We start from the raw sequence: 21,875 nt of genomic DNA on the forward strand, positions 1-21,875 counted from the left end.
CAACGCATCGGTACAAGGCCCCGCATACTGTGCGAGCGCCTCGCACAAGGTGCAACCTATGCGAGGCACGCACGTGTGCGTGCCTCAACCGTCCGAGCCGCTCAATCGGTGGCCCGGCGTACGTCGAGGACGGGATAGGCACCCGGGAACCAGCGGTGCATGGCGACCGCGCCTGCGAATACCGCAGCGGCGACGGCGAGCGCCGAGGCACCGAGAGCCGTTGCGGCACTGATCAAGCCGACGGCAATCGGTCCCGCGAACATGCCTATGTCATGCGTCAGACGCCAGGCACCGAGGAATTCCGCACGTTGACCCGGCGGTGCGACGCCCGCGCCGACAGTCATGATGATGCCGTTGCTCACGCCATTGGCGAGCCCGAGCAGGACGGCGGCACCGGTGAGTTCGAGCGCCGTCGAGGTGAGCGGAAGCGCCGCGAAGCCGACCGCGAACAGCAACATCGACGGTACGCCGGTGGCGCGGCTGCCGTAGCGATCGAGCAGGATACCGCCCGGGTAGGACAGCAGCACGTCCATTGCGCCGGCGATACCGAATATCAGGCTCGTGGCTGCGGCACTCACGCCGATATGCGCGGCCCACAGTGGGAGCAGCGCGGTGCGCGTCGCCCTGGCACCACCCATCAGCAGTGCCGCCAGCCCGAGTGTGCCCAGCACCCTGCGGTTTTCGACGACCACCGAACGCAGGGTGTGATCGGCGGCATCCGTATCGTCGGCGGCGGCCGAACGGATGGCGAGCATCGCCACGCCCGATGCGACGGTCGTGCCGAACTGCAACCACAGCGCACCGCTCGGCCCCATCGCGTACACCATTCCGGCCCCGATGAAGGGTCCGCAGAACGATCCGAGGCGCGAGGCGCCGGCCAAGGCCGAGAACGCACGGCCCCGCTCGTCCGGTGGCACAACGGCCACGATGTAGGACTGTCGCGCCAAACCCCATACCGCACTGGCGGTTCCATTGAGCAGCACACCAACCGCAAGCACCCCGGTATGCGGGGCGAGGATCGCGCACAGCACCCCGACCAGACCGAGGCCCGATCCGACGGCGATCGCCCCGCGTTCCCCGATGCGCGCGACGATCCGCCCCGCGGGCAGATCGGCCAGCACCATACCCAACCCGCTCAGCGCGACGACGATTCCGGCGACACCGGCCGACGCACCCAGATCCAATGCGCGCAACGCGTACATCGGTGCGGCCGCGCCGGATCCGATGCCGTAGAGCACCACCGGTACGAACACAGTCCACACCAGTGAACGCAGGCGAACGGATTCTGTTGTGGCGCCGACGCGCTCGCTCATAGCGTCCGCGACATGCGAAGGCACCGGTGCAGATGGTCCGGCGCTCGACGGGACGGGCCAGGCCACTCACGTCGAACACTGATGCAGCACATGCTTTCCCACGACGAAGCCGCCTTGCTACCGCCACCGGATGCCAGCCGGTACGGCACCCGTGTGGTGTTGCCGGTGCCGTTGGGCCCAACGATGGCAGTAGTTCTCTCGGCTCGATGCGGACCGATACAGTCGCTCACCGCGCGAGCGCCGGTCGCTGGGCGTGCCGGCTCTGCGGCCGCGGCAGACCGAAGTGGTCGCGCAGTGTGGTTCCGGTGTATTCGGTGCGGAACAGGCCGCGCCGCTGCAGGATCGGGACGACCTGCTCGGCGAAGACCTCCAGGCCACCCGGGTAGTAGGGCGGCATCACATTGAAACCGTCGGCGGCGCCATTGCGGAACCATTCCTCGATGGTGTCGGCGACCTGTTCGGGCGTACCGGCGAAGACTCGATGTCCCCTAGCACCGGCAAGGCGATGCAGCAGCCCGCGCACGGTGGGCCGTTCCCGCTGCACGATTCCGGCGACCACCTGCCGACGGCTGCGCTCGTTATCAGTGACATCGCCCGCATCGCTGAATAATTCGAGCGGTACCGGTTCATCCAGCGGCAGGTTCCGCAAGCTCTCCCCCGCGATGCCCTCCAACTGCTTCAGCCCGTATTCGGGCACCGTGAGCTCGTTGAACTCCCGCTCCAACCGTTTGGCCGCCGCCTCGGTGTCGCCGATGAACGGGCTGATGCCGGGCAGGATCTTGATCTGGTCGGCGTCCCGGCCGAATTCGGCGGCCTTGGCCTTGATATCGGCATAGAACGCCTGCGCGTCCTCGAGCCGCTGGTGTGCGGTGAAGATCGCCTCGGCGTACCGGCCCGCGAAGGCCCGGCCGTCATTCGATGCGCCGGCCTGTACGAGCACCGGATGTCCCTGCGGGGTGCGCGGCGCGTTGAACGGTCCACGCACGCTCAGGTATTCGCCGACGAAGTCGATCGGATGGATCTTGTCCGGATCGGCGTAGATGCCCGCCTCCTGGTCCAGCAGGATGGCGTCGTCCTCCCAGCTGTCCCACAGCGCGACGACCGCATCGACGAATTCTCGCGCCCGCGCGTATCGCGTCGCGTGATCGGGATGTTTGTCGAGCCCGAAATTCGCTGCGGCGAGATCGGTTCCGGTGGTGACGATATTCCAGCCCGCCCGGCCACCGGAGATGTGATCGAGCGTGGAGAACAGCCTGGCCAGGTTGTAGGGCTCGTAGTAAGTGGTGGACGCGGTTGCGATCAGGCCGAGATGGGTTGTGGCCGTCGCGATCGCGGTCAGCAGGGTGATCGGTTCCAGACCGGAGGCCGCATTGTGCTTGACATTGGTGCGCAGCGCGGGCCCGTCGGCGAAGAACACCGCGTCGAGTTTCGCGGCTTCGGCCGTGCGGCCGATCTCCTGGTAGTAGGCGACATCGTAGATCCGGTCGGGTCGGCTCTGCGGATGCCGCCAGGCCGCCTCGTGATGTCCGGAGGGGTAGATGAACGCATTGAGGCTGAGTTGGCGGGTCATGAGGCTTTCTTTTCATCGTGCAGGGCCGCGACATCGACGCCGAGGCTGGAGAGCAGCAGCTCGCGCAGGCGGTTGAAGTCCGGATCGATGTGGCGGCGTGGACGTTCCAGATCGATGCGCTGGTCGACGGCGATGCGTCCCTCGTCGAGGACGAGTACGCGGTCGGCGAGCAGCACCGCTTCATCGACATCGTGGGTCACCAGCAAGACGGCCGGCTTGTGCCTGGCGCACAGATCCTGCAGCAGCACATGCATTTTGATGCGGGTTAGCGCATCCAGCGCACCGAAGGGCTCATCGGCCAGCAGCAACTCCGGTTCCCGGACCAGGGAACGCGCCAAAGCGACACGCTGTTGCTCACCTCCGGAAAGCTCCTTGGGCCAGGCCTTTTCCCGCCCGGCGAGGCCGACTTCGGCCAGCGCGGTGCGACCGCGCTCGGCAGCATCGGCACTCTTCAAACCGAGAGTCACATTGTCCAGTACCCGATTCCACGGCAGCAGCCGCGAGTCCTGGAACACCACCGCACGTTCGGTCGGCACCCGCAACTCACCCGAGCCGAGGACGTCGCGATCCAGCTCGGCCAGCGCGCGCAGCAGGGTGCTCTTACCCGAACCGCTGCGCCCGAGCAGTGCGACGAATTCGCCGCGCGCGATATCGAGATCGATACCGTGCAACACAACGCGGTCGCCGAAACCCCTGCGCAGCCCGCGGGTTCGGACCACATTCAGTCCGCGATCGTCTGCCGCCATGACAGCGCCCTCCGTTCCGTCGCGCGCACGGCGAGATCGCCGAACAATCCGAGCAGGCCGTAGATCACCAGGCCGACCACGATGACGTCGATCTGGCCGAAGGTACGCGCCTGCGTCATCAGATAGCCGATGCCGCTGGTGGCATTCACCTGCTCGACCACGACCAGCGCCAGCCAGGAAATGGTTACCGCCAGCCGCAGCCCGGTGAAGAATCCGGGCAGCGAAGCGGGCAACGCGATCCGGCGGATGAATCCCCATCGCGAAAGACCGACCGTCGCAGCCAATTCCACATACCGGCTGTCGACGCCGCGCAGTTGCGCGTGGGTATTGATGTAGATCGGAATCGCCACACTGGTCGTGATGACGATGAGCTTCATGTCCTCACCGATGCCGAACCACACGATGAACAGCGGGATCAGCGCCAGCGTCGGAATCGAGCGTTTGATCTGAATCGGCCCGTCCAGCAGGGCTTCACCGACGCGGCTCAATCCGGCGATCAAGGCGAGAACCACACCGATCACCACGCCGAGCCCGAGGCCCCAGGCCGCGCGCTTCAGCGAGGTCAGCAGGTTCGACTGCAGTCTGCCGTCGGCGAGCAGATCGCGTGCGGTCTCGGCGACCGTCCACGGCGCGGGCAGTGTCTGCTCATCCAGTGCGCCAGAGGCGGATCCGATCACCCATGCCGCGATCAGCAGTACGGGACCGATGGCGATGCCGAACGGAATCGGGCGGCCCGGTCCGAGCCGGGGCCGAGTCGGCTTGCGGCGGGCCAGAACCGGCTCCGCGGCGGTGTGTGAACTTCGTCCGATCCGGCCGAGTACACCGGCATCCAAGGTAGCCATTGCTATTTCGCCTTCGGTTCGAACGCGGCGCCGCTCTCGGTGACGGCCTGGGTGATGACGGCGTCGAAGCGCAGATCGAAATCGTCCGCTGCGCGCACCTTCTTGGGCAGTTCGCCCGCGTTGTCGATCGCGTCGATGGTGCCCTGCTGGCGATCGATGAGCTGCTGATCCAGATGCGGGAAGGTGTAGGTGCCGAACGAGTCGACGATGCGTTTGGCATCATCGGCGCTGACCTTCTGGTTCTCGACGTAGTACTTGCGCGCCCACTCCTCCTGGTGGGTATTGACCCACTGGTAGGCGCGAATATAGGCGGCGACCAGCGCCCGAGTCGCCGCTGCCTTGGCCGGATCGGTCACCGCGGCACGGCGCGCGTACAGGTAGCCGACACCGCCGTAGATGCCGGTGGTCTCCGAATCCGGGATCAGCGAGGCGCCCGCAGTACGCAACAGCCGGGTGACGTTCGGTTCGGCCAGTGGCGCGATATCGACCTGGCCGGTGCGCACCGCGTCCAGGAATTCCGCGAGCTGCAGCCGGACCAGTTGCACATCACTGGGTTTCAGCCCGGCCTTGGCAATCGCCCGCAGCACTGCGGCCTGCTGGGCGGTGCCCTCCGCGTAGGCGATCTTCTTGCCCTTCAGGTCGGCGAGCGTGGTGGCCGTCTTGCCCGGCGCCACCGCGAGTTTCAGTGCGTTGGGATTGGATTGGTAAGCCGCGACGATCGGCACATCCTGACCGGCGACCTGCGCATGGATCGGTGGGACATCGCCGACGGTCGCGACATCGGCGGCGCCGGCCCGGAATGCCTCCAGGATGGCCGGTCCACCGATGAAATTGGCGAACTCCACCTTGAACGGCAGCTTGTCGAGCTCGCCGGAGAACTGGAGTACCGACTTGAACCGCTCTTGTTGATCGGCGAGCACGAGCTTTGTGCCCGCGGGGATTTCGGTGGGCAGCGGAGCGTCGGTTCTACCGACCGGCTTGTCGTCGCTCGCGCAGCCGGTCACACCCAAGCTCGCAACGGTCACCGCAGCGAGCAAGGCGGCGATTGTGCGGCCGCGCAGGCCGGTCAGGAACGTACGTGGTCGGAACATGCGGTGATTGAATCAAGACGAAACCGGCACGCATACGGTTTGCCTTAGCCTGATTCCAACGCAGCGCCCGCCGACTCAGCGCGGCGCCGCCGCGGAAATCGTCGCGCGCACCTGCTCCTGATATCGCTCGATGAACGGCAGGATCTGCTGATCGATGATTCGGTTGTACTCCTCGGGACGCTGCATCGGGTTGGCGTGCCCGGTATTTCGCGGCATGACGACCAACAGCGAGCCGTCGACGCCACCGGCCCGCTCGATGAGTACCTGATGGGAGTACTCGACATCCACCACCCGATCGTTATCCGGATTGCGCGGGCGGATGAAGACGATGGCCGGGCGTGGTTTGCCGTCGGCGGGCCGGGACAGCGCACGCAGATCGTTGATCGCACCGCCCGCCACGATCGCCAGGAACTGCGTCTCGATCAGGCCGTTGCTTGCCACGTCTTTGGAGAAGACCTTCTCGCGCAACACTTCTTCGACGACATCGCGCAATGGCTCGAGCCGGACCCCGGGCAACCCGTTGGCCCCGCGATCGACGAATCGGTCACGGCGCGCGTAGGTTTCGACCGCCAGCCGCAGGGTGCGGCTTTCCCGCGCCCCCGGCAGCCAGCCCATCCAGCGCACCATATCCTCGCCCGCACCGCGACTCTCCGGACGCACCGCATTCAAATCCACCGGCGTGCAGTCCAGCATCACTCCCACCAGGCGCAGGTCGCTGTCGAGATGGATATGCCGCGCGACCTCGAGCGCGATGACCCCACCCATACTGTGTCCGACCAGCACAACGTTCTTCAGCCCCGACATCTGGGCGGCGCGGATGATCAGATCCGCGATCACCTTGGTGTCGATACCTTGATTGTCGTATTTGATGGCCCAGACCACTCCCATATCGCTGAGGGCGGGCAGCGCGGCCGCGGTATTGCTGGCGTTGAGTCCACCGAGACCGACCATATCGACGACGACCGTGTCCCAGTCACGATCGTGCGCGGGGGTGGCGATCGGCAGGACGGCGGGTTCGGTGCGCGCGAGCCGATCGCGTTCCGGGGTGACGTCGTGCACCCAGTACTGGGCGAACACGATGAGCCCAGCGAGCAATATCAAGGCGACCCGCAGCAGCGCCAACCTGGTACGGCGCAACGTCTGCCACCCGTGCCCGAGACGAGTCTCCCGAAGCCGGGCCCTCCGTCGCGCGTCGTCCCAGTCCGAGACGGTGGACGGGTGCCGATCGTCCAACGGCGACATCTTCCCCACTGTAGGTACGGTTCGCGAGTGCTGCCAGGCGAGTGCGCGTGACAATCGCCGAGTTTGCGGCGGAAATGTTCGCCGACAACTGGCCGCAAACCCACGACCAGCAGGTCGAGGTGGCGCGCGCCGTCGCAGGCCCCTACCCAGCTCGAGCGCTGGAATCTGGTGCCTGCGTTCAGTATTGAGCGTGACGATGACTGTGGCTGCTATGAGGGCAGTTCGCCGGTTTCGGCGAGGGTGGCGAGCTTGCCGAGGGAGATGCTCCAGCCGAGTTCGTTCTGGTCGAGCGGGACGCCCTCGGGCAGTCCGTCGTGGACGGCGTTGATCTGGGTGCCGCCGTCGGCGTCGACCAAGTCGATTGTGATGGTCATCTCGCCGGTCACCGAGGGGTCGTCGGTCTCGAATTCGACGATCTGGACTACCTGCTCATCGGGTACCAGCCGCATGAACCGGCCGTGGAAGGTATCGGTCTGCGCGGTGGTTTTGCCGGTGTCGGTCGGCTCGTCGTAGGTGAGCGATATTCGGAAGGTTCCGCCTTCGCGCGGGTCGAATTCGTGCACCTCGCTGGTCATCCCGGTCGGCACCTGCCAGGCCGCCACCGCGTCCGGGTCCAGCAGCAGGCGATATACGGTCGCCCGCGGCGCTTTCACATGCCAGCCGATCCGAGTGGAAGCCACGGGTCGAACGATAGTCGTGCCGCGCCTGATTCGGGTCAGTCCGCAGAACAGCCGCCGTTCACAGCTCACCGGGCCGCCGCTCATCCAACAGTCGCGCTGCGCTCGCTACACAGCCAGAGCTCTCAGTTGCCGGTCGACGCATCTCACCGAGACACCCCGCCGCGGAAACTTACTGGCCGAGCGCTGACCAACCGGGGGTGAACCAATCAGGTGCAGCCGCGGAGAACCGCTCGCGATCCCATGCACCAGCCCCCGCGGGCACCGCGCCGGCCAACTCGACCCCGGTAACCCGAGGCAGATCAATGCGATTGCACTCCTCCGCCAGCCCGGGCTCCTTCGGCCATGAGCCGATAACCAGCCCCGGACAGCGGACACCTGCTGACGACAGCGCGCGCGTGGTCAATTCGGTGTGGTTGAGAGTTCCGAGCCCAGCCGCGGCGACTACGAGCATCGGAGCATCCAGCTTCTGCGCCAGCTCGAGCAGCGTGAATTCGCCGAGGCGGACCAGCAATCCGCCTGCGCCTTCGACCAGGGTCAGATCCGCATCGGCGAATGAGTCGATAGCTGCGGCAGTTTCACTCAATGTCAACAGCGGCTGCCCGCACCGACGCGCGGCGGTATCCGGAGCCAGCGGATCGGGATAGCGCGCGATCTCGATCGTTCTCGTAACGCCGGTGAGGCGTTCGACTTCGGCGAGATCGCCGGGTTCGCCCGGCGCCACACCGGTTTGGGCCGGTTTGCATACCGCCACCGATCGACCGGCGGCCAGCGCGGCTGCGGCGAGCGCGGCGGTCACCACGGTCTTGCCGACCTCCGTCGAGGTACCGGTCACGAACAGCACGCTCATGACTCGCCTCGCTGGCGCTCGGCTATGCCATGCGCGAGGCGCGCTGTGTCGATGATTCGCTCACTTCGTACGCTCATGCGGTCACCAATCCACGCGCCTGCGCCAGCACCTCGCCGAGGACCGTTGCGATGGTGTCGAGTTCGCCGGGAGTCAGATTCGCCCGTGCGGTGAGCCGCAGCCGCGATGTCCCCTCGGGCACGGTCGGCGGACGGAAGCATCCGACATCGAGTCCACGTGCGCGGCACGCCTGCGCGGCGTCATACGCGACCTGCGCCTCGCCGAGCACCACCGAGACAACCGCCGAATCCGGTTTCGCCACACCGGCAATGCGCGCGATATCGGCAGCTCGCTCCAACACCTGACCCGCCATCTCGGGCTCTCGACGCAACAACCGCAGCGCCGCCCTGGCCGCGCCGACCGCGGCGGGTGCGAGTCCGGTATCGAAGATGAACGTGCGCGCCGCATCGATCAGATGCGCACGCACCCGCTCGCTGGCCAATACCACACCGCCCTGCGCGGCAAGGGCTTTCGACAGCGTCGCGGTCACGACAAGATCCGGTTCCCCGGCCAGACCGACCTCGTGCACCAGCCCGCGCCCACCCGCGCCGCGCACACCGAGCCCATGCGCCTCATCCACGATCAATACCGCGCCATTCGCCCGAGTGACCCGGTGCAACTCGGCCAGCGGAGCCATATCGCCGTCGGCACTGAATACCGAATCGGTAAGTACCAGTGCCCGTTCCTCACTCCGCTCGGCCAGCAACCGCTCGACCGCCTCGACATCGCAATGCGCGGCGATCTCCACGCGCGAGCGCGAGAGCCGGCAGGCATCGACCAGCGAAGCGTGGCCGGCCGCATCGGAGACGACCAGCGCATCTCGCCCGGCGAGTGCGGTCACCACTCCGAGATTGGCGGCGTAGCCGGAGGCGAAGACCAAACCGGCCTCGGCGCCGACGAATTCGGCGAGTTCGGTCTCGAGCTGCTCGTGTTCGGCGGTGGTGCCGGTGACGAGCCGGGATCCGGTGGACCCGGTGCCCCAGCGTCGCACGGCCTCGATCGCACCCTCGATGACCTCCGGATGACGTACCAGCCCGAGGTAGTCATTGGAGGCGAGGTCGATCGATGGCGACTGTGCCGCACGGGGTCGCAGCTCACGGCGCAGCCCGACGCGCACGCGCTCGGCGGCGCGTTCGTCGAGCCAGCCCAACGGATCGGTAGTCACAGCTCCGCAGCATACTTGAACACCGTTCAAGCCGCATGGGCGGGGTCTGGTGCTGGTACCGTTGGAGCCAATCGTTGAAGGTCGCCACCGACCGACGGTGGCGCGGCATTTCCGCCAAAGGGAGTAGGGCCGAATGCCACGGTGGGCGATAGTCGTCGAAGAGACAACAGGTTCCGGCGAGCACAAGCGTTGGTCGCCGCGGGTTCTGGCGGAGGTAATCGGCACGCGCGAGCAGGCCCTGGCCAAATTGCACTCGCTCGTGCCCACTTTCACTCCGCAGCATCCGAGACTCCCGGGTCGCCGTGTCCTGCTGCGCGACGGCGACACCTATCTGCTGATCGCCTCCGGCTGGGCCGACGACTACCACTGCGTCTTCCGGGTCTGGGAGATCGTCTCCGACACCGACCGTCCCGAGAACGCCGAAACCGCGCACGACGCCCGCAGACGCGCTTGACATGTCAGGCCTGGGCGGCGGCGACCATACCGGCGGCGATGCGTTCGATGTCCTCGGTCGTACTGATGAAGGGCGGCATGGTGTAGATCAGATCGCGGAAAGGGCGCAGCCAGACGCCCGCTTCGACGGCGGCGTGGGTGGCCTTGCGCATATCCACCGGATGATCGAGTTGCACGACGCCGATCGCCCCCAGCACCCGCACATCCGCCACCCCGGGTAGCGAACGCGCCGGGGCCAGACCGGCATTCAGCTCCGATTCGATACGGGTCACCTCGCCGCGCCAATCCCGTTGCAGCAGTAGCTCGATCGAGGCCACCGCGACCGCACAGGCCAGCGGATTACCCATGAAGGTCGGACCGTGCATGAGCCCGCCGTGCTCGGCGCTGATGGTTTCCGCGATCCGGGAGGTGCAGAGCGCGGCGGCCAAGGTCAGATACCCGCCGGTGAGCGACTTGCCGACACACATGACATCCGGGCTCACTCCGACGTGATCGGCCGCGAAAAGCGCTCCGGTGCGCCCGAATCCGGTCGCGATCTCATCGAAGACCAGCAGCACCCCGTACTCGTCGCTCAGGCGCCGCAGATCGGTCAGATACCGCGGATCGTGCCAGCGCATCCCGCCCGCGCCCTGCACGACCGGCTCCACGATGACGGCCGCGAGTTCCGCCGCATGCGCGGCCAGCAACCGCTCGAACTCGGCCACATACTCGGCCGAATACTCACGCGGCGGTGCCGGTGCGAAGATCTGCTCGGCGAGCACATCGGTCCACAGCGCGTGCATGCCGCCCTGCGGATCGCACACGCTCATCGGCGTGAAAGTATCGCCGTGATACCCGCCGCGCCAGGTGAGCAGCCGCCGCTTTCCCGGCTTACCCGCCGCGCGCCAATACTGCAGGCACATCTTCACCGCGACCTCGACCGATACCGAACCGGAGTCGCACAGGAATACCTTGTCCAGACCGCCGGGCGTCAATTCGACGAGCAATGCGGCCAGCCGAGCCGCCGGTTCATGGGTGAGCCCGCCGAACATCACATGACTCATCCGCTGCGACTGCGCCACCAGCGCGGCATCCAGTACCGGATGCCGATAACCGTGGATGGCGGCCCACCACGAACTCATCCCGTCGACCAATTCCCGACCGTCGGCGAGGGTGAGCCGGGTTCCGGAAGCACCGGAAACCACCAGCGGTTCGGTCGTCGCGGGAAAGCCGCCGTAGGGATGCCAGACATGTTCGGCATCGATGGCGGTGATCTCGTCAAGGGTCAATGCCACAGGATTCCTCGCGGTCGCGTGACAGCCCAGATGGGCTTGAACGCTGTTCAAGTTACCACTCGAGCTGCGCGCGCACGATCCCCCGTCGAATTCCACACCGACACGACCGTTCCGACGTATTCTTTGACTAAGTCAAAGATTGGGAGCCGCCGTGACCACCATTGCCGCCGCCGACATCGACGCCGTGCGCGAATTCAACCGCCGCTACACCCGGGTCATCGGGGTGCTGCGCGAGGGCCTGCTGGACAGCGAATATTCACTCACCGAAGCGCGAATCATGTTCGAACTGGCCAACTCCGGCGCGAGCGAGGTCGTCACGCTGCGTCGCACACTCGACCTGGACCCCGGCTATCTGAGCCGCATCCTGGCTCGCTTCGAAAAGGACGGGCTGGTCCAGCGCAATCGCTCCGAAAGCGATGGGCGACGCCAAGAGGTTCGGCTGACCGACCGCGGCAGGGAGATCTTCGCCGTACTCAATCAGCGCTCGAGCGCCGAAGTCGGCTACCTCCTCAATGCGCACAAACCCGCCGAGCGCGCGCGACTGATCACCTCCATGCGCACCATCCAGCGCATTCTCGACGGACCAGGCCTCGGCGAATTGGTACTCCGCGCGCCGAAACCCGGCGACTACGGCTGGGTCATCCAGCGCAATGCCGCGCTCTACGCCGCCGAATACGGATGGGACGCCAGCTACGAAACGCTCGTGGCCCGCATTGTCGCGGACTATCTGGACGACCACGACGAGCATCGCGAACACGCCTGGATCGCCGAATACGACGGCGAGCCGGTGGGCTGTGTTTTCTGTGTCGCGGAGAACGAGACCACGGCCCGACTGCGGCTACTGCTGGTCGAGCCGACCGCGCGCGGCCTCGGCGTCGGCTCCGCACTGGTCGAGCGCTGCTTGCGATTCGCCACCGAGGTCGGCTACCGCGACATGGTGCTGTGGACCAACGACATCCTGACCTCCGCGCGGCATATCTATCAGCGCGCGGGTTTCGAACTCGTCGAATCGAATCCGCACCACAGCTTCGGCCACGACCTGGTCGGCCAGACGTGGCGACTGACGCTGCCTGCCCGGCAGTGAAACTCAGTCGCTCAGCGCCTCGTGTACGCGGCTCAGCGATTGCCGCAGCTCAGCCACCCTCGCCCACTCAGAGTCGCCACCAGCTTCCGCTCGATCCGTATGATCTGCTCCGCCGCCACGCCGAGCGCCGCATGTCCCTCGGTAGTCAGCACTACGAGCCGTGCCCGCCGATCATCCGGGTCGATCTTCCGTTCCGGCTGGAACATCAACTGCCGGAGGCGGACCGGCAGGCGGGCCGCCACTGGCATCCGGTACTCAGCGAATCGTGGACCTGCGTAGCGGTCGGCCGCGCTTCAAGATCGATGGCACGGAAACCGTTGTGCATCCGGGTGATTCACTCACCGCGCCACCGCGCGCGGTACACGAGTTCTGGAGCGAGGCGCCCGATACCGTCTTCGACCACGAGATCCGCCCGCCGCTGCGGCACTGGGAGATGTTCCAGCTCTGGCACAACCTCGACGCCGCACACAAGACCACCGTCCGCTCCCGGATGCCGCGCGACCCCGTTGGCGCTGGCATTGCTGTGGGATTACCAGGACGGCTATCTCGCGGGCATCCCGGTCTGGCTGCAGGATGCGGTATTCGGCGGACTTGCCCGCCTGGCCACCCGAATCTGCTACCGGCGGCGCTGGCTCGAAACCGGCCCCGACCAGGACTGACTCGCCCGGCCGCAACCACCCGCACGGAGCGCGATCCGGCTGGCGCTAGTGTCGTTGACATGGCTCAGCCCGACGCAGCGCCCGGTGAGGTGACACCCCTCGGTGTCTGGCCCGGCACCGCCTACCCACTGGGCGCGACCTACGACGGCGCAGGCACCAATTTCTCGGTGTTCTCCGAGGTTGCCGACGCGGTCGAACTGTGCCTTATCGCCAGGGACGGCACCGAAACCAGAGTGCCGCTGGAAGAGGTCGACACCTACGTCTGGCACGCCTATCTCCCGACCATCGGACCCGGCCAGCGCTACGGCTTCCGGGTGCACGGACCCTACGATCCCGAGCACGGATTGCGCTGTGATCCAAGCAAATTGCTGCTCGATCCCTACGGCAAGGCCTTCGACGGCGAATTCGACAACGACTCCTCGCTCTACACCTACGGCGAGGATTCGCTGGGGCACACCATGACCGGCGTGGTGATCAACCCGTTCTTCGACTGGGGCGCCGACCGTCCACCGAATCGGCCCTACCACGAGACGGTCATCTACGAGGCGCACGTCAAGGGCATGACGATGACGCACCCCGATATTCCGGAGGAATTGCGTGGCACCTACGCCGGTATCGCACATCCGGCGATCGTGGAACATCTGAAGGAACTCGGCATCACCGCGATCGAGCTGATGCCCGTGCACCAATTCCTGCACGACCGCGTCCTTTTGGATCAGGGACTGCGAAACTATTGGGGTTACAACAGCTTCGGCTACCTAGCCCCGCACAACGAATACGCGGCCAGCCCACGCGGCGGTGCGGCGGTCACCGAATTCAAGGCCATGGTGCGCGCACTGCATGCCGAGGGCATCGAGGTGATCCTCGATGTCGTCTACAACCACACCGGCGAAGGCAATCATCTCGGGCCGACCCTGGCCTTCCGCGGGATCGACAATGCGGCCTACTATCGCCTGGTCGACGAGGACCCGTCGCACTACATGGACTACACCGGCACCGGTAACAGCCTGAACGTGCGCCACCCACATACGCTGCAGCTGATCATGGACTCGCTGCGCTACTGGATCCTGGATATGCACGTCGACGGGTTCCGCTTCGATCTCGCCGCCACACTGGCCCGCGAACTGCACGATGTGGACCGGCTCTCGACCTTCTTCGATCTGGTGCAACAGGATCCGGTGGTCAGCCAGGTGAAGCTCATCGCGGAGCCCTGGGACGTCGGCGAGGGCGGCTACCAGGTCGGCAATTTCCCCGGCCAGTGGACCGAATGGAACGGCAAGTACCGCGACACCGTCCGCGACTACTGGCGCGGTGAACCCGCCACCCTCGGCGAATTCGCCTCCCGGCTCACCGGATCCTCGGATCTGTACGAGGCAACCGGACGCAGGCCGAGCGCGAGCATCAACTTCATCACCGCACACGACGGCTTCACGCTGCGGGATCTGGTGTCCTACAACGAGAAACACAACGCGGCCAATGGCGAGGGCAATCGCGACGGCGAGAGCTACAACCGCTCGTGGAACTGCGGGGTGGAGGGTCCCAGCGACGATCCGGAGATACTCGCATTGCGCGCCAGGCAGAGTCGCAATCTGCTGGCAACGCTGGTGCTCAGTCAGGGCACCCCGATGCTCGCCCATGGCGACGAGATGGGCCGCACACAGCAGGGCAACAACAATGTCTACTGCCAGGATTCACCGCTGGCCTGGATGGATTGGTCGCTGATGCAGACGAATTCGGACCTTTTCGAATTCACCAAGCGGGTGATCGCACTGCGCACGGCGCATCCGATATTCCGGCGCCGCCGCTTCCTCGCGGGCCGGCCGATCCGCTCGAAAGAGCACGCCCGCGATATCGCCTGGCTCACCCCGGCGGGCGAGGAGATGACACCCGCCGACTGGGACAGCGGTTTCGGCAAGTCGCTGACCGTCTATCTCAACGGCCTCGGCATCAACGAACCCGGCCCGCGCGGCGAGCGCATCACCGACGATTCGTTCCTGCTGTGCTTCAACGCCCACGACAGCGGACTCGACTTCGTACTGCCCGATCCGGATTACGGCGCCGAATGGGCTGTCGCACTGGATTGTTCGGTGCCCGACGGCCGCGCCGATGCCACCTATCCGGCGGCGAGCACCGTCGCCGTCCCCGCCCGCTGTCTGCTCGTCCTCCACTGCCCCGCATAACCGAAACCGCCGATGACCGAGACGCCGAAGATCGAGACGCCCAAGTCCGATATGCAGACCCACCACACCGACCCCATCTCCCGTGGCCGCACCCCGGCCCGGCAGACGACGGTTCGCAGCACCTACCGACTCCAGCTGCGCCCCGACGCGTTGACCTTCACCGATGCCCGCGCGATCGCGGAATACCTACAGCAGCTGGGTATTTCGCATCTGTACCTGTCGCCGATCCTCACCGCGACGGTCGGTTCGACGCACGGGTACGACGTCACCGATCCCACCACGGTTTCGGCGGCCCTCGGCGGCCCGGCCGGACTCAAGGCACTCGCGGACGAAGTGCGCAGCCGCGGTATGGGTTTGATCGTCGATCTGGTGCCCAACCACGTCGGCGTGGCCGATCCCAGGCAGAACCCGTGGTGGTGGGACGTGCTGCGCAACGGCCGCGAATCACAGTTCGCGCATTTCTTCGATATCGACTGGAGCGCGGGCAATGGCGCGGGCGGCCGGCTGGCGCTGCCGGTACTGCAGAGCGAAAACGATCCGGCCGCACTGACGGTGGACCGGACCGGTTCGGAACCGATGCTGGCACTGCACGATCTACGCTTCCCCATCGCGGCGGGCACCGACGGCGACAATGCGCTGCGCATCCACGACAAACAGCACTACCGGCTGGTCAGCTGGAAGGCCGGGCTGTGCACCTACCGGCGGTTCTTCGCGGTCGGCAGCCTGGCCGCGGTGCGCCAGGAGGATCCCGAGGTCTTCGAGATCACCCACCGCGAGCTGGCCGCGTGGTGCGAACACGATCTGATCGACGGCGTCCGGGTCGACCATCCGGACGGATTGTCCTATCCCACCGCGTATCTGACGAAGCTGCGTCGGCTCATCGGCCCGCACCGGCTACTACTCGTGGAAAAGATCCTCGCCAACCGCGAACCACTGGATAAGACGCTTCCGGTCGACGGCACCACCGGCTACGACGCCCTGTCCGACTACGGCGGCGTACTGATCGACCCCGACGGCGAACAGGCGCTGACCGAACTGTCGCGCAAAGTCGCCGGGCACGGCAGCGACCGCGCCTGGATCGGCGAAACCGAACACCGCATCAAACGCGCGGTGGCGGAGAACATCCTGGCCCCGGAGATCCGGCGCCTGGTCGCCGCGATCAAGCGCGACGCGCACGCCGAAAGCTTCGACACCATGGCGTTGACCAATGCCACCATCGAGGTGCTGGCCTTCATGCCGGTCTACCGCGTGGATTACGCGCCGCTGGCCGGTATGACCGGCGCGGTGGTCGCCGAGGTGGAGAAGCGCAATAGCGAGTTGACGGTGCCGCTGAGCGTGCTGGTGGCGGCGCTGGCGTCCGACGGCGAGGCGGCCGTTCGATTCAGCCAGGTCTGCGGTGCGATCACCGCGAAGGCCGTCGAGGACACCATGTTCTACCAGGCGGCGCGGCTGGTATCGCTGCAGGAGGTGGGCGGCAATCCGGCCCGATTCGGCCACTCGCTCAACGAATTCCACCTGTCCAATAGCGAACGCGCGCAACGCTGGCCCGCCACCATGACGACACTGTCGACGCACGACACCAAGCGCGGAGAGGATGTGCGCGCCCGGATCGGGTTGCTGTCCCAGGCCGCGGAGACCTGGGCGCGTGCCGTCGAATCCTGGCAGGAGATCACCCCGGGTCCCGACGGCGCGACGACGTTGTTCCTGCTGCAGAACATGTTCGGCGTCTGGCCCGCCGACGGCCGACCGGCCTCGTCCGTGGCCGGACTGCGCGAGCGACTGCATCTGTTCGCGGAGAAAGCGATTCGCGAGGCCGGTGTCCATACCTCCTGGGAGGAACCTGATGTCGAATTCGAGAAGCAGGTGCACGGCTGGCTGGATGCGGTGATCGACGGGCCGGTCGGCTCCGAAATCGGTGATCTGGTGCACGAACTCGCCCCGCACGCCTGGTCGGATTCGCTGTCACAGAAGCTGCTGCAGCTGTGCGGGCCCGGAATTCCCGATATCTATCAGGGCTGCGAGCTGTGGGAGGACACGCTCGTCGATCCGGACAACCGCCGCCCGGTGGATTTCGCGGCCCGTGCCGGACTGCTGCAATCACTTACCGGCACACCGGCTCTGGATACCACCGGCGCGGCCAAGATGTGGATCGTCGCCTATGCACTGTGGTTGCGCCGCGAACGTCCGGACTGTTTCGTCGGCGGCACCTACCTGCCGCTGTTCGCCACCGGCGAGCAGGAGAGCAGGCTGGTCGCCTACGCGCGCGGCCGGGCCGGTGAGACGCCCGAGGTGATCGTGGCCGCCACCCGGCACAGCCTCGGTCTGGCCGAAACCGGGTGGGCCGATACCACTTTGGAGCTGCCACAGGGCAACTGGACCGACCGGCTGACCGGCCACACCTTCCAGGGCCGGGCGCGATTGGAAAAGCTGTTCGCCCGGCTGCCGGTGGCACTACTCGTGCGCTGAGGGCTCCTCCGGCGTGATGGCCGTTACCGTGCCGGTCTTCTCGATCAGCGTTTCGGGCACCATTCCGTCATTGTCCTTCAACCAGCGCCGCAGATTCGCGGGTCGGTAGTCCGTGGCGTCGTGCGCGGTGGAGGCCAGGCGCACGCCGCGGTCTCCGTCGGTGTACAGCCGCCGCCAGGAATCCCAGTAGAACCGCGGATTCCTCGGCTGGCGAATGGTGCGCAGCACATTGAGGATTCGGTATCCGATGCCGAGCGAGCGATGCAATTCCATATGTTTCGCACCCGAGGCCGCGCACCGCTGGGACAGCCCCTCGAGCCGGTCGCGGTCGAAGACGAGTCCGACCGCCTCGGCCTGTTCGACCATCCAGCGCAGCGTGATATCGGAGAGTCCGCATTCCTTGTAGCCGCCGCCGACATCGCTGTGCACGCCCTCGAACCAGACCTGCTTCACCCGGTCGTAGTCGCGGGAGTACTTCACATCCGGTTCGATCGGCACCTCCCAGAGGCACGGTTCGAAATTGCGTCGCCGCTCATCGAGTGCCAGGGCCTGCCGCGCGCAGTAGACATTGCGCCCGAGCTTCACATCGTGGAACCGGTGTCGCAGCGACGTCAGTCCGGGCACGCCGAGTGCGCCGACGGTATCGAAGACCCCGATGAAGTCGATCTTGGCCGGAGCGTCCCAGCAGTTCGCCTTGCGGAAGTCGATCCACTCCTGCGGCTCCTTCGGATCCGGATTCTGCGCGGTCCGCTGCGGCGCGGGCTGATGGTGAATCCGCAAGGCGTCCGGGTACTTTCCTTCGATCATCGCATCGGGTGTCATGATTCCGATGCGGCCGATCAGACCGGCCAGGCTACGCGCGGTGTACGCACCGCGGCTGAAACCGAAGATGTAGATCTCATCCCCTGGCTGCCAGTTCAGTGCCAGATGCCAGTACGCCGAGGACAGATTCGCCTCGAGTCCGAGTCCGAACGCACCACCCATCAGGCGGTCGGCCAGGAAGCCGCGCGCGCCCGGCCCGGATACGTAGCTGACCCACTGCGGGATCGACTCCCCCGATGGTCCCGGCGCCTCGTACCGGATCGTCTGCGCGATCTTGATGATATTCGATACCGTGTTGCTGGATTCGGCCTTCCATGTGCCGTCGCAGCAGACCACCAGTCGTTTCATGAGTAGATCCTCCGCCCCGATTACCGTCGAAACCTGCGTACTCGACTACCCGAATCATCGAGGCATCCGCGGCGGATGTTAATGAAAATGTTGTCTTTCAACGCAAAAGGCACGCTCCGAACGGGATTTTCGCGAGTACCCTGGCGCGGCTGCGACCGGGTGGGATCGCCGAATACCGCTGCCAGCGAAGCGTCGATGAAACGGGTGTCGGTCACTCGGGTTCGGTCGGCGGTTACGGTGGGCAGATGCTCCACGGAAGAGAAGTCGAACAAGCCCGGATCGATCGGCTTCTCGAGGCGGCTCGTGCGGGGCGCAGCGATGCGCTCGTGGTGCGCGGCGAGCCGGGCATCGGAAAGACGGCGCTGTTGGATTATGCGGCGGCGCAGGGGATTCCGGCGGTGCGCAGTGCCGGAATCGAGTCCGAGGCGGAATTGCCGTTCGCGGGGCTGCATCTGCTGATCAAGCCGGGAATGGCACTGGTGGACGGATTGCCCGCACCGCAGCGGGATGCGCTGCGCGGGGCATTCGGTCTGGCGCAGCATGATCCGGCGGATCGGATGTTGATCGGATTGGCGGTGCTGTCACTGCTGGCGGAGGAGGCGGCCGAGGGGCCGCTGCTCTGTTTGATCGATGACGCGCATTGGCTGGATCGGGCGACGGCGGAGACGCTGCTGTTCGCGGCGCGGCGACTCGACGCCGAGGGCGTGGTGATCATCTTCGCGACGCGGACCGGCGAGCAGGATTTTCCCGCGCCCGGCCTGCCCGAACTCGCGCTGACCGGCTTGACGCAGGAGTCGGCGGCCGCGCTGGTGGACAGTCGCGGTCCGGATCTTTCGCCCGCCATCCGGTACCGATTGCTCGCCGAGGCGGGCGGTAATCCGCTGGCGCTGCTGGAACTGCCCGCAGTTCTGGCGGCAGAGGGCAACGATTCCAGTCATGGGCCGAATCCCTTGCCGCTGACACAGCGGCTCCAGGTGGCATTTCACGGCAAAGTGACCAAGCTGCCTTCAGCCACCCGGACGTTGCTCCTGACAGCGGCCGCGGCGGGCACCAACGATCTCACCACGGTGCTGCGTGCGGCCGACGAACTCGGAGCGCAGCTATCGGACCTACAGCCCGCCGCGGACGCCGGTTTGGTCGGTAGTGATGGCGTGAGCGTGCGCTTCCGGCATCCCCTGCTGCGTTCGGCGGTCTACCAGGGTGCGCCGCTGACGCAGCGGCTCGCCGCGCACGCCGCCCTCGCCGCCGCGCTGACCGAACCCGAGAACGCCGACCTACGGGCCTGGCATCTGGCCTCGGCGGCGACCGGTCCGGATGAGACCACCGCAGCAGCGCTGGAGGACACCGCCGATCGCGCGCGTCGGCGCAGCGGCTATTCCGGCGCCGTCGCCGCGTACGAACGCGCCGCGGGTTTGAGTACCGACGCGAGTGCCCGCGTTCGACGGCTGGTGGCTGCCGCCGAAACCGCCGGTGAGGCCGGACAATTGGACCGTGCCGGCCGACTGGCCGATCGCGCGGCCGGTTTGAGCACCGACCGAATGCTCGGGGCCCGATTGGATCTGGTTCGCGCCACCGCGGAATTCGGTGCGGGCAAACCACTCTCGGCGCATCAGCTATTGCTCGCGGGTGCTGATCTGGTGCGCACCGACGATTCGCCCCGTGCCGCGCGCATCCTCATGCAGGCGGTGCACACGGCCTGGTACCTCGGCGCACCGGAACTCGCCGAGATCGCCGCGCACATCAACGCATTGGACCTGCCCGACGCCGAGCCGATGACACCCATCGCCCGCTACACGGTCGCGGGCATCGACGGCCGATTCACCATCGACCTGCGCGACGCGGCCGCGGCCGCCCGCCGCAACGGTGCGGACAGCCCGCGCGATCTGGTGCAGATGTGCGGCGTCGGGCTGGTCGTCGGCCAGGACGAACAGGCCGCGGAGCTGGCGCAGACCCTCATTGCCGAATGCCGCGAACAGGGCCGCATCGCACTGCTGCCGACCCTGCTGTTCTTCCGTGCCGAGACCGAACTGTTCCTCGGCCGACCGCGCGAGGGTCGCATCGCCGCACTCGAAGGACTGCGGATCGCCGAGGATATCGGGCAGCGGCATTGGATCAGCCAGATGTCGAGCTATCTCGCCTATCTGGCGGCAGTGGAGGGGCGCGAACAGGATTGCCGTGAGTTGGTCGACCGTGCCCTGGCCGAGGAACTCGGCGGTGCGGCCGCGCCCGGCGCACCGTGGACCCTGGCCGCGCTCGGCGTGCTCGATCTCGGCCTCGGCAAGGTCGACAGTGCGCTGTCCCGGCTGGAGTTGTTGACCGTCGAACCTGCCCGCCACCACGTGATCGGCCTGCGTGCCCTACCGGATCTGATCGAGGCGGCGGTGCGGATAGGCAACGCGGAGCGAGCAGGTGACGCACTGGATCGCCTGCGCGCCTGGGCGAAGGTCTCGCGACAAGAGTGGGTCACCGCGCTGGTCGAGCGCTGCCTGGCATTGACCGGGCCGGAAGCCAAGGCGGAGAGCCACTTTCAAACCGCACTGGCACGCGGCGGGCGCCCCTTCGAACAGGCCAGAACCCAATTGCTTTTCGGTGAATGGCTACGACGCAACCGTCGAAAGTCCGAGGCGCGCAACCAACTTCAGCCCGCCTTGGAAACCTTCGACCGTCTCGACGCCGCACCGTGGGCCGAACGCAGCCGCACCGAACTCGCCGCCCTCGGCGTCGGTACCACAACCCGCCCCACCACGGGCATTCTCGCCCGCCTCACTCCCCAAGAACTCCAGATCGTCCGCCTCGCCGCCCAAGGAATGTCCAACCGCGACATCGCCGCCCAACTCTTCCTCAGCCCCCGCACCGTAGGCCACCACCTCTACAAGGCCTACCCCAAACTCGGCGTCCTCTCCCGCACCGAACTCCCCGACCTCCCCCTCGACGTCGCCTAGGACGCTGCTGAATAAGGCTGATTCCGGGGGTGGGGGGGGGGGGGGGCGGGGGCGGGCCCGCGCGGCGGGGGTGGGTGGTGGGGGGGGGGGGTGT

General features: G+C 66.6%; 19 protein-coding genes. 7 read left to right on the forward strand and 12 right to left on the reverse strand.

Translation table 11 applies throughout. The features are described 5' to 3' along the window. Positions 1-101: 101 nt before the first annotated feature. From ACFYOW_RS46035 to ACFYOW_RS46060, 6 genes are all read right to left on the reverse strand, one after another. On the reverse strand, positions 102-1,313 hold the full coding sequence (locus ACFYOW_RS46035; RefSeq protein ID WP_387297908.1) for an MFS transporter: 1,212 nt from the start codon (positions 1,311-1,313) through the stop codon (positions 102-104). A 226-nt stretch (positions 1,314-1,539) separates the two neighbouring features. Beyond that, positions 1,540-2,883 (reverse strand): LLM class flavin-dependent oxidoreductase, encoded by a 1,344-nt coding sequence (locus tag ACFYOW_RS46040; protein WP_387297910.1) that lies wholly within the window; start codon positions 2,881-2,883, stop codon positions 1,540-1,542. Further along, positions 2,880-3,629: an ABC transporter ATP-binding protein gene (locus ACFYOW_RS46045; RefSeq protein ID WP_387297912.1), complete on the reverse strand. Its 750-nt coding sequence runs from the start codon at positions 3,627-3,629 to the stop codon at positions 2,880-2,882. Before ACFYOW_RS46045 ends, ACFYOW_RS46040 begins: the two co-directional genes overlap by 4 nt. Further along, positions 3,605-4,471 (reverse strand): ABC transporter permease, encoded by an 867-nt coding sequence (locus ACFYOW_RS46050; protein WP_387297914.1) that lies wholly within the window; start codon positions 4,469-4,471, stop codon positions 3,605-3,607. Before ACFYOW_RS46050 ends, ACFYOW_RS46045 begins: the two co-directional genes overlap by 25 nt. 2 nt (positions 4,472-4,473) lie before the next feature. Beyond that, positions 4,474-5,562 (reverse strand): ABC transporter substrate-binding protein, encoded by a 1,089-nt coding sequence (locus ACFYOW_RS46055; RefSeq protein ID WP_387297916.1) that lies wholly within the window; start codon positions 5,560-5,562, stop codon positions 4,474-4,476. A 75-nt stretch (positions 5,563-5,637) separates the two neighbouring features. Then, positions 5,638-6,804, reverse strand: a complete 1,167-nt coding sequence (locus ACFYOW_RS46060; protein ID WP_387297918.1) for an alpha/beta fold hydrolase — start codon at positions 6,802-6,804, stop codon at positions 5,638-5,640. 47 nt (positions 6,805-6,851) lie between these two features. Between ACFYOW_RS46060 and ACFYOW_RS46065 the strand changes: the two genes are divergently transcribed. Further along, the gene (locus tag ACFYOW_RS46065) at positions 6,852-6,992 is read left to right on the forward strand and encodes a hypothetical protein (RefSeq protein ID WP_387297920.1); all 141 of its coding nucleotides are present in this window, start codon (positions 6,852-6,854) and stop codon (positions 6,990-6,992) included. Positions 6,993-7,013: 21 nt separating this feature from the next. Here the strand turns inward: ACFYOW_RS46065 and ACFYOW_RS46070 are convergent, their stop codons facing one another. From ACFYOW_RS46070 to ACFYOW_RS46080, 3 genes are all read right to left on the reverse strand, one after another. After that, the gene (locus tag ACFYOW_RS46070; protein ID WP_387297922.1) at positions 7,014-7,484 is read right to left on the reverse strand and encodes an SRPBCC family protein; all 471 of its coding nucleotides are present in this window, start codon (positions 7,482-7,484) and stop codon (positions 7,014-7,016) included. A gap of 169 nt (positions 7,485-7,653) precedes the next feature. Next, on the reverse strand, positions 7,654-8,331 hold the full coding sequence (gene bioD, locus ACFYOW_RS46075) for a dethiobiotin synthase (RefSeq protein ID WP_387297924.1): 678 nt from the start codon (positions 8,329-8,331) through the stop codon (positions 7,654-7,656). Positions 8,332-8,404: 73 nt separating this feature from the next. Then, positions 8,405-9,553, reverse strand: a complete 1,149-nt coding sequence (locus tag ACFYOW_RS46080) for an 8-amino-7-oxononanoate synthase (protein ID WP_387297926.1) — start codon at positions 9,551-9,553, stop codon at positions 8,405-8,407. Between the two features lie 133 nt (positions 9,554-9,686). On the opposite strand from ACFYOW_RS46080, the gene ACFYOW_RS46085 reads away from it, so the two are divergent. After that, positions 9,687-10,007, forward strand: coding sequence for a hypothetical protein (locus ACFYOW_RS46085; RefSeq protein WP_387297928.1), 321 nt, complete (start codon positions 9,687-9,689; stop codon positions 10,005-10,007). A 4-nt stretch (positions 10,008-10,011) separates the two neighbouring features. Here ACFYOW_RS46085 and ACFYOW_RS46090 read toward each other — a convergent pair whose 3' ends face one another. Then, positions 10,012-11,280: an adenosylmethionine--8-amino-7-oxononanoate transaminase gene (locus tag ACFYOW_RS46090; RefSeq protein ID WP_387297930.1), complete on the reverse strand. Its 1,269-nt coding sequence runs from the start codon at positions 11,278-11,280 to the stop codon at positions 10,012-10,014. A 151-nt stretch (positions 11,281-11,431) separates the two neighbouring features. Between ACFYOW_RS46090 and ACFYOW_RS46095 the strand changes: the two genes are divergently transcribed. Further along, positions 11,432-12,364 (forward strand): GNAT family N-acetyltransferase, encoded by a 933-nt coding sequence (locus tag ACFYOW_RS46095; protein WP_387297932.1) that lies wholly within the window; start codon positions 11,432-11,434, stop codon positions 12,362-12,364. 32 nt (positions 12,365-12,396) lie between these two features. Here the strand turns inward: ACFYOW_RS46095 and ACFYOW_RS46100 are convergent, their stop codons facing one another. Then, complete coding sequence (locus ACFYOW_RS46100; protein ID WP_387297934.1) at positions 12,397-12,612, reverse strand: hypothetical protein; 216 nt, start codon at positions 12,610-12,612, stop codon at positions 12,397-12,399. A gap of 258 nt (positions 12,613-12,870) precedes the next feature. Here ACFYOW_RS46100 and ACFYOW_RS46105 point away from each other — a divergent pair, with 258 nt between their 5' ends. From ACFYOW_RS46105 to treY, 3 genes are read left to right on the forward strand one after another with little or no spacing between them, the layout of a single operon-like run. After that, positions 12,871-13,023, forward strand: coding sequence for a hypothetical protein (locus ACFYOW_RS46105; protein WP_387297936.1), 153 nt, complete (start codon positions 12,871-12,873; stop codon positions 13,021-13,023). 59 nt (positions 13,024-13,082) lie between these two features. Then, positions 13,083-15,203, forward strand: coding sequence for a glycogen debranching protein GlgX (gene glgX, locus ACFYOW_RS46110; protein WP_387297938.1), 2,121 nt, complete (start codon positions 13,083-13,085; stop codon positions 15,201-15,203). A gap of 51 nt (positions 15,204-15,254) precedes the next feature. After that, on the forward strand, positions 15,255-17,669 hold the full coding sequence (gene treY / locus ACFYOW_RS46115) for a malto-oligosyltrehalose synthase (RefSeq protein WP_387297948.1): 2,415 nt from the start codon (positions 15,255-15,257) through the stop codon (positions 17,667-17,669). Here treY and ACFYOW_RS46120 read toward each other — a convergent pair. Next, entirely contained in the window at positions 17,655-18,839 is a 1,185-nt protein-coding gene (locus ACFYOW_RS46120) for a DUF2235 domain-containing protein (protein WP_387297940.1), read from the reverse strand. The two genes, treY and ACFYOW_RS46120, sit on opposite strands and share 15 nt — an antisense overlap. Positions 18,840-19,084: 245 nt before the next feature. Between ACFYOW_RS46120 and ACFYOW_RS46125 the strand changes: the two genes are divergently transcribed. Beyond that, positions 19,085-21,781, forward strand: coding sequence for a helix-turn-helix transcriptional regulator (locus ACFYOW_RS46125; protein WP_387297942.1), 2,697 nt, complete (start codon positions 19,085-19,087; stop codon positions 21,779-21,781). The last annotated feature ends 94 nt before the right edge of the window (positions 21,782-21,875 follow it).

It is taken from the genome of Nocardia sp. NPDC006982 (assembly GCF_042869435.1).
Lineage (GTDB): Bacteria > Actinomycetota > Actinomycetes > Mycobacteriales > Mycobacteriaceae > Nocardia.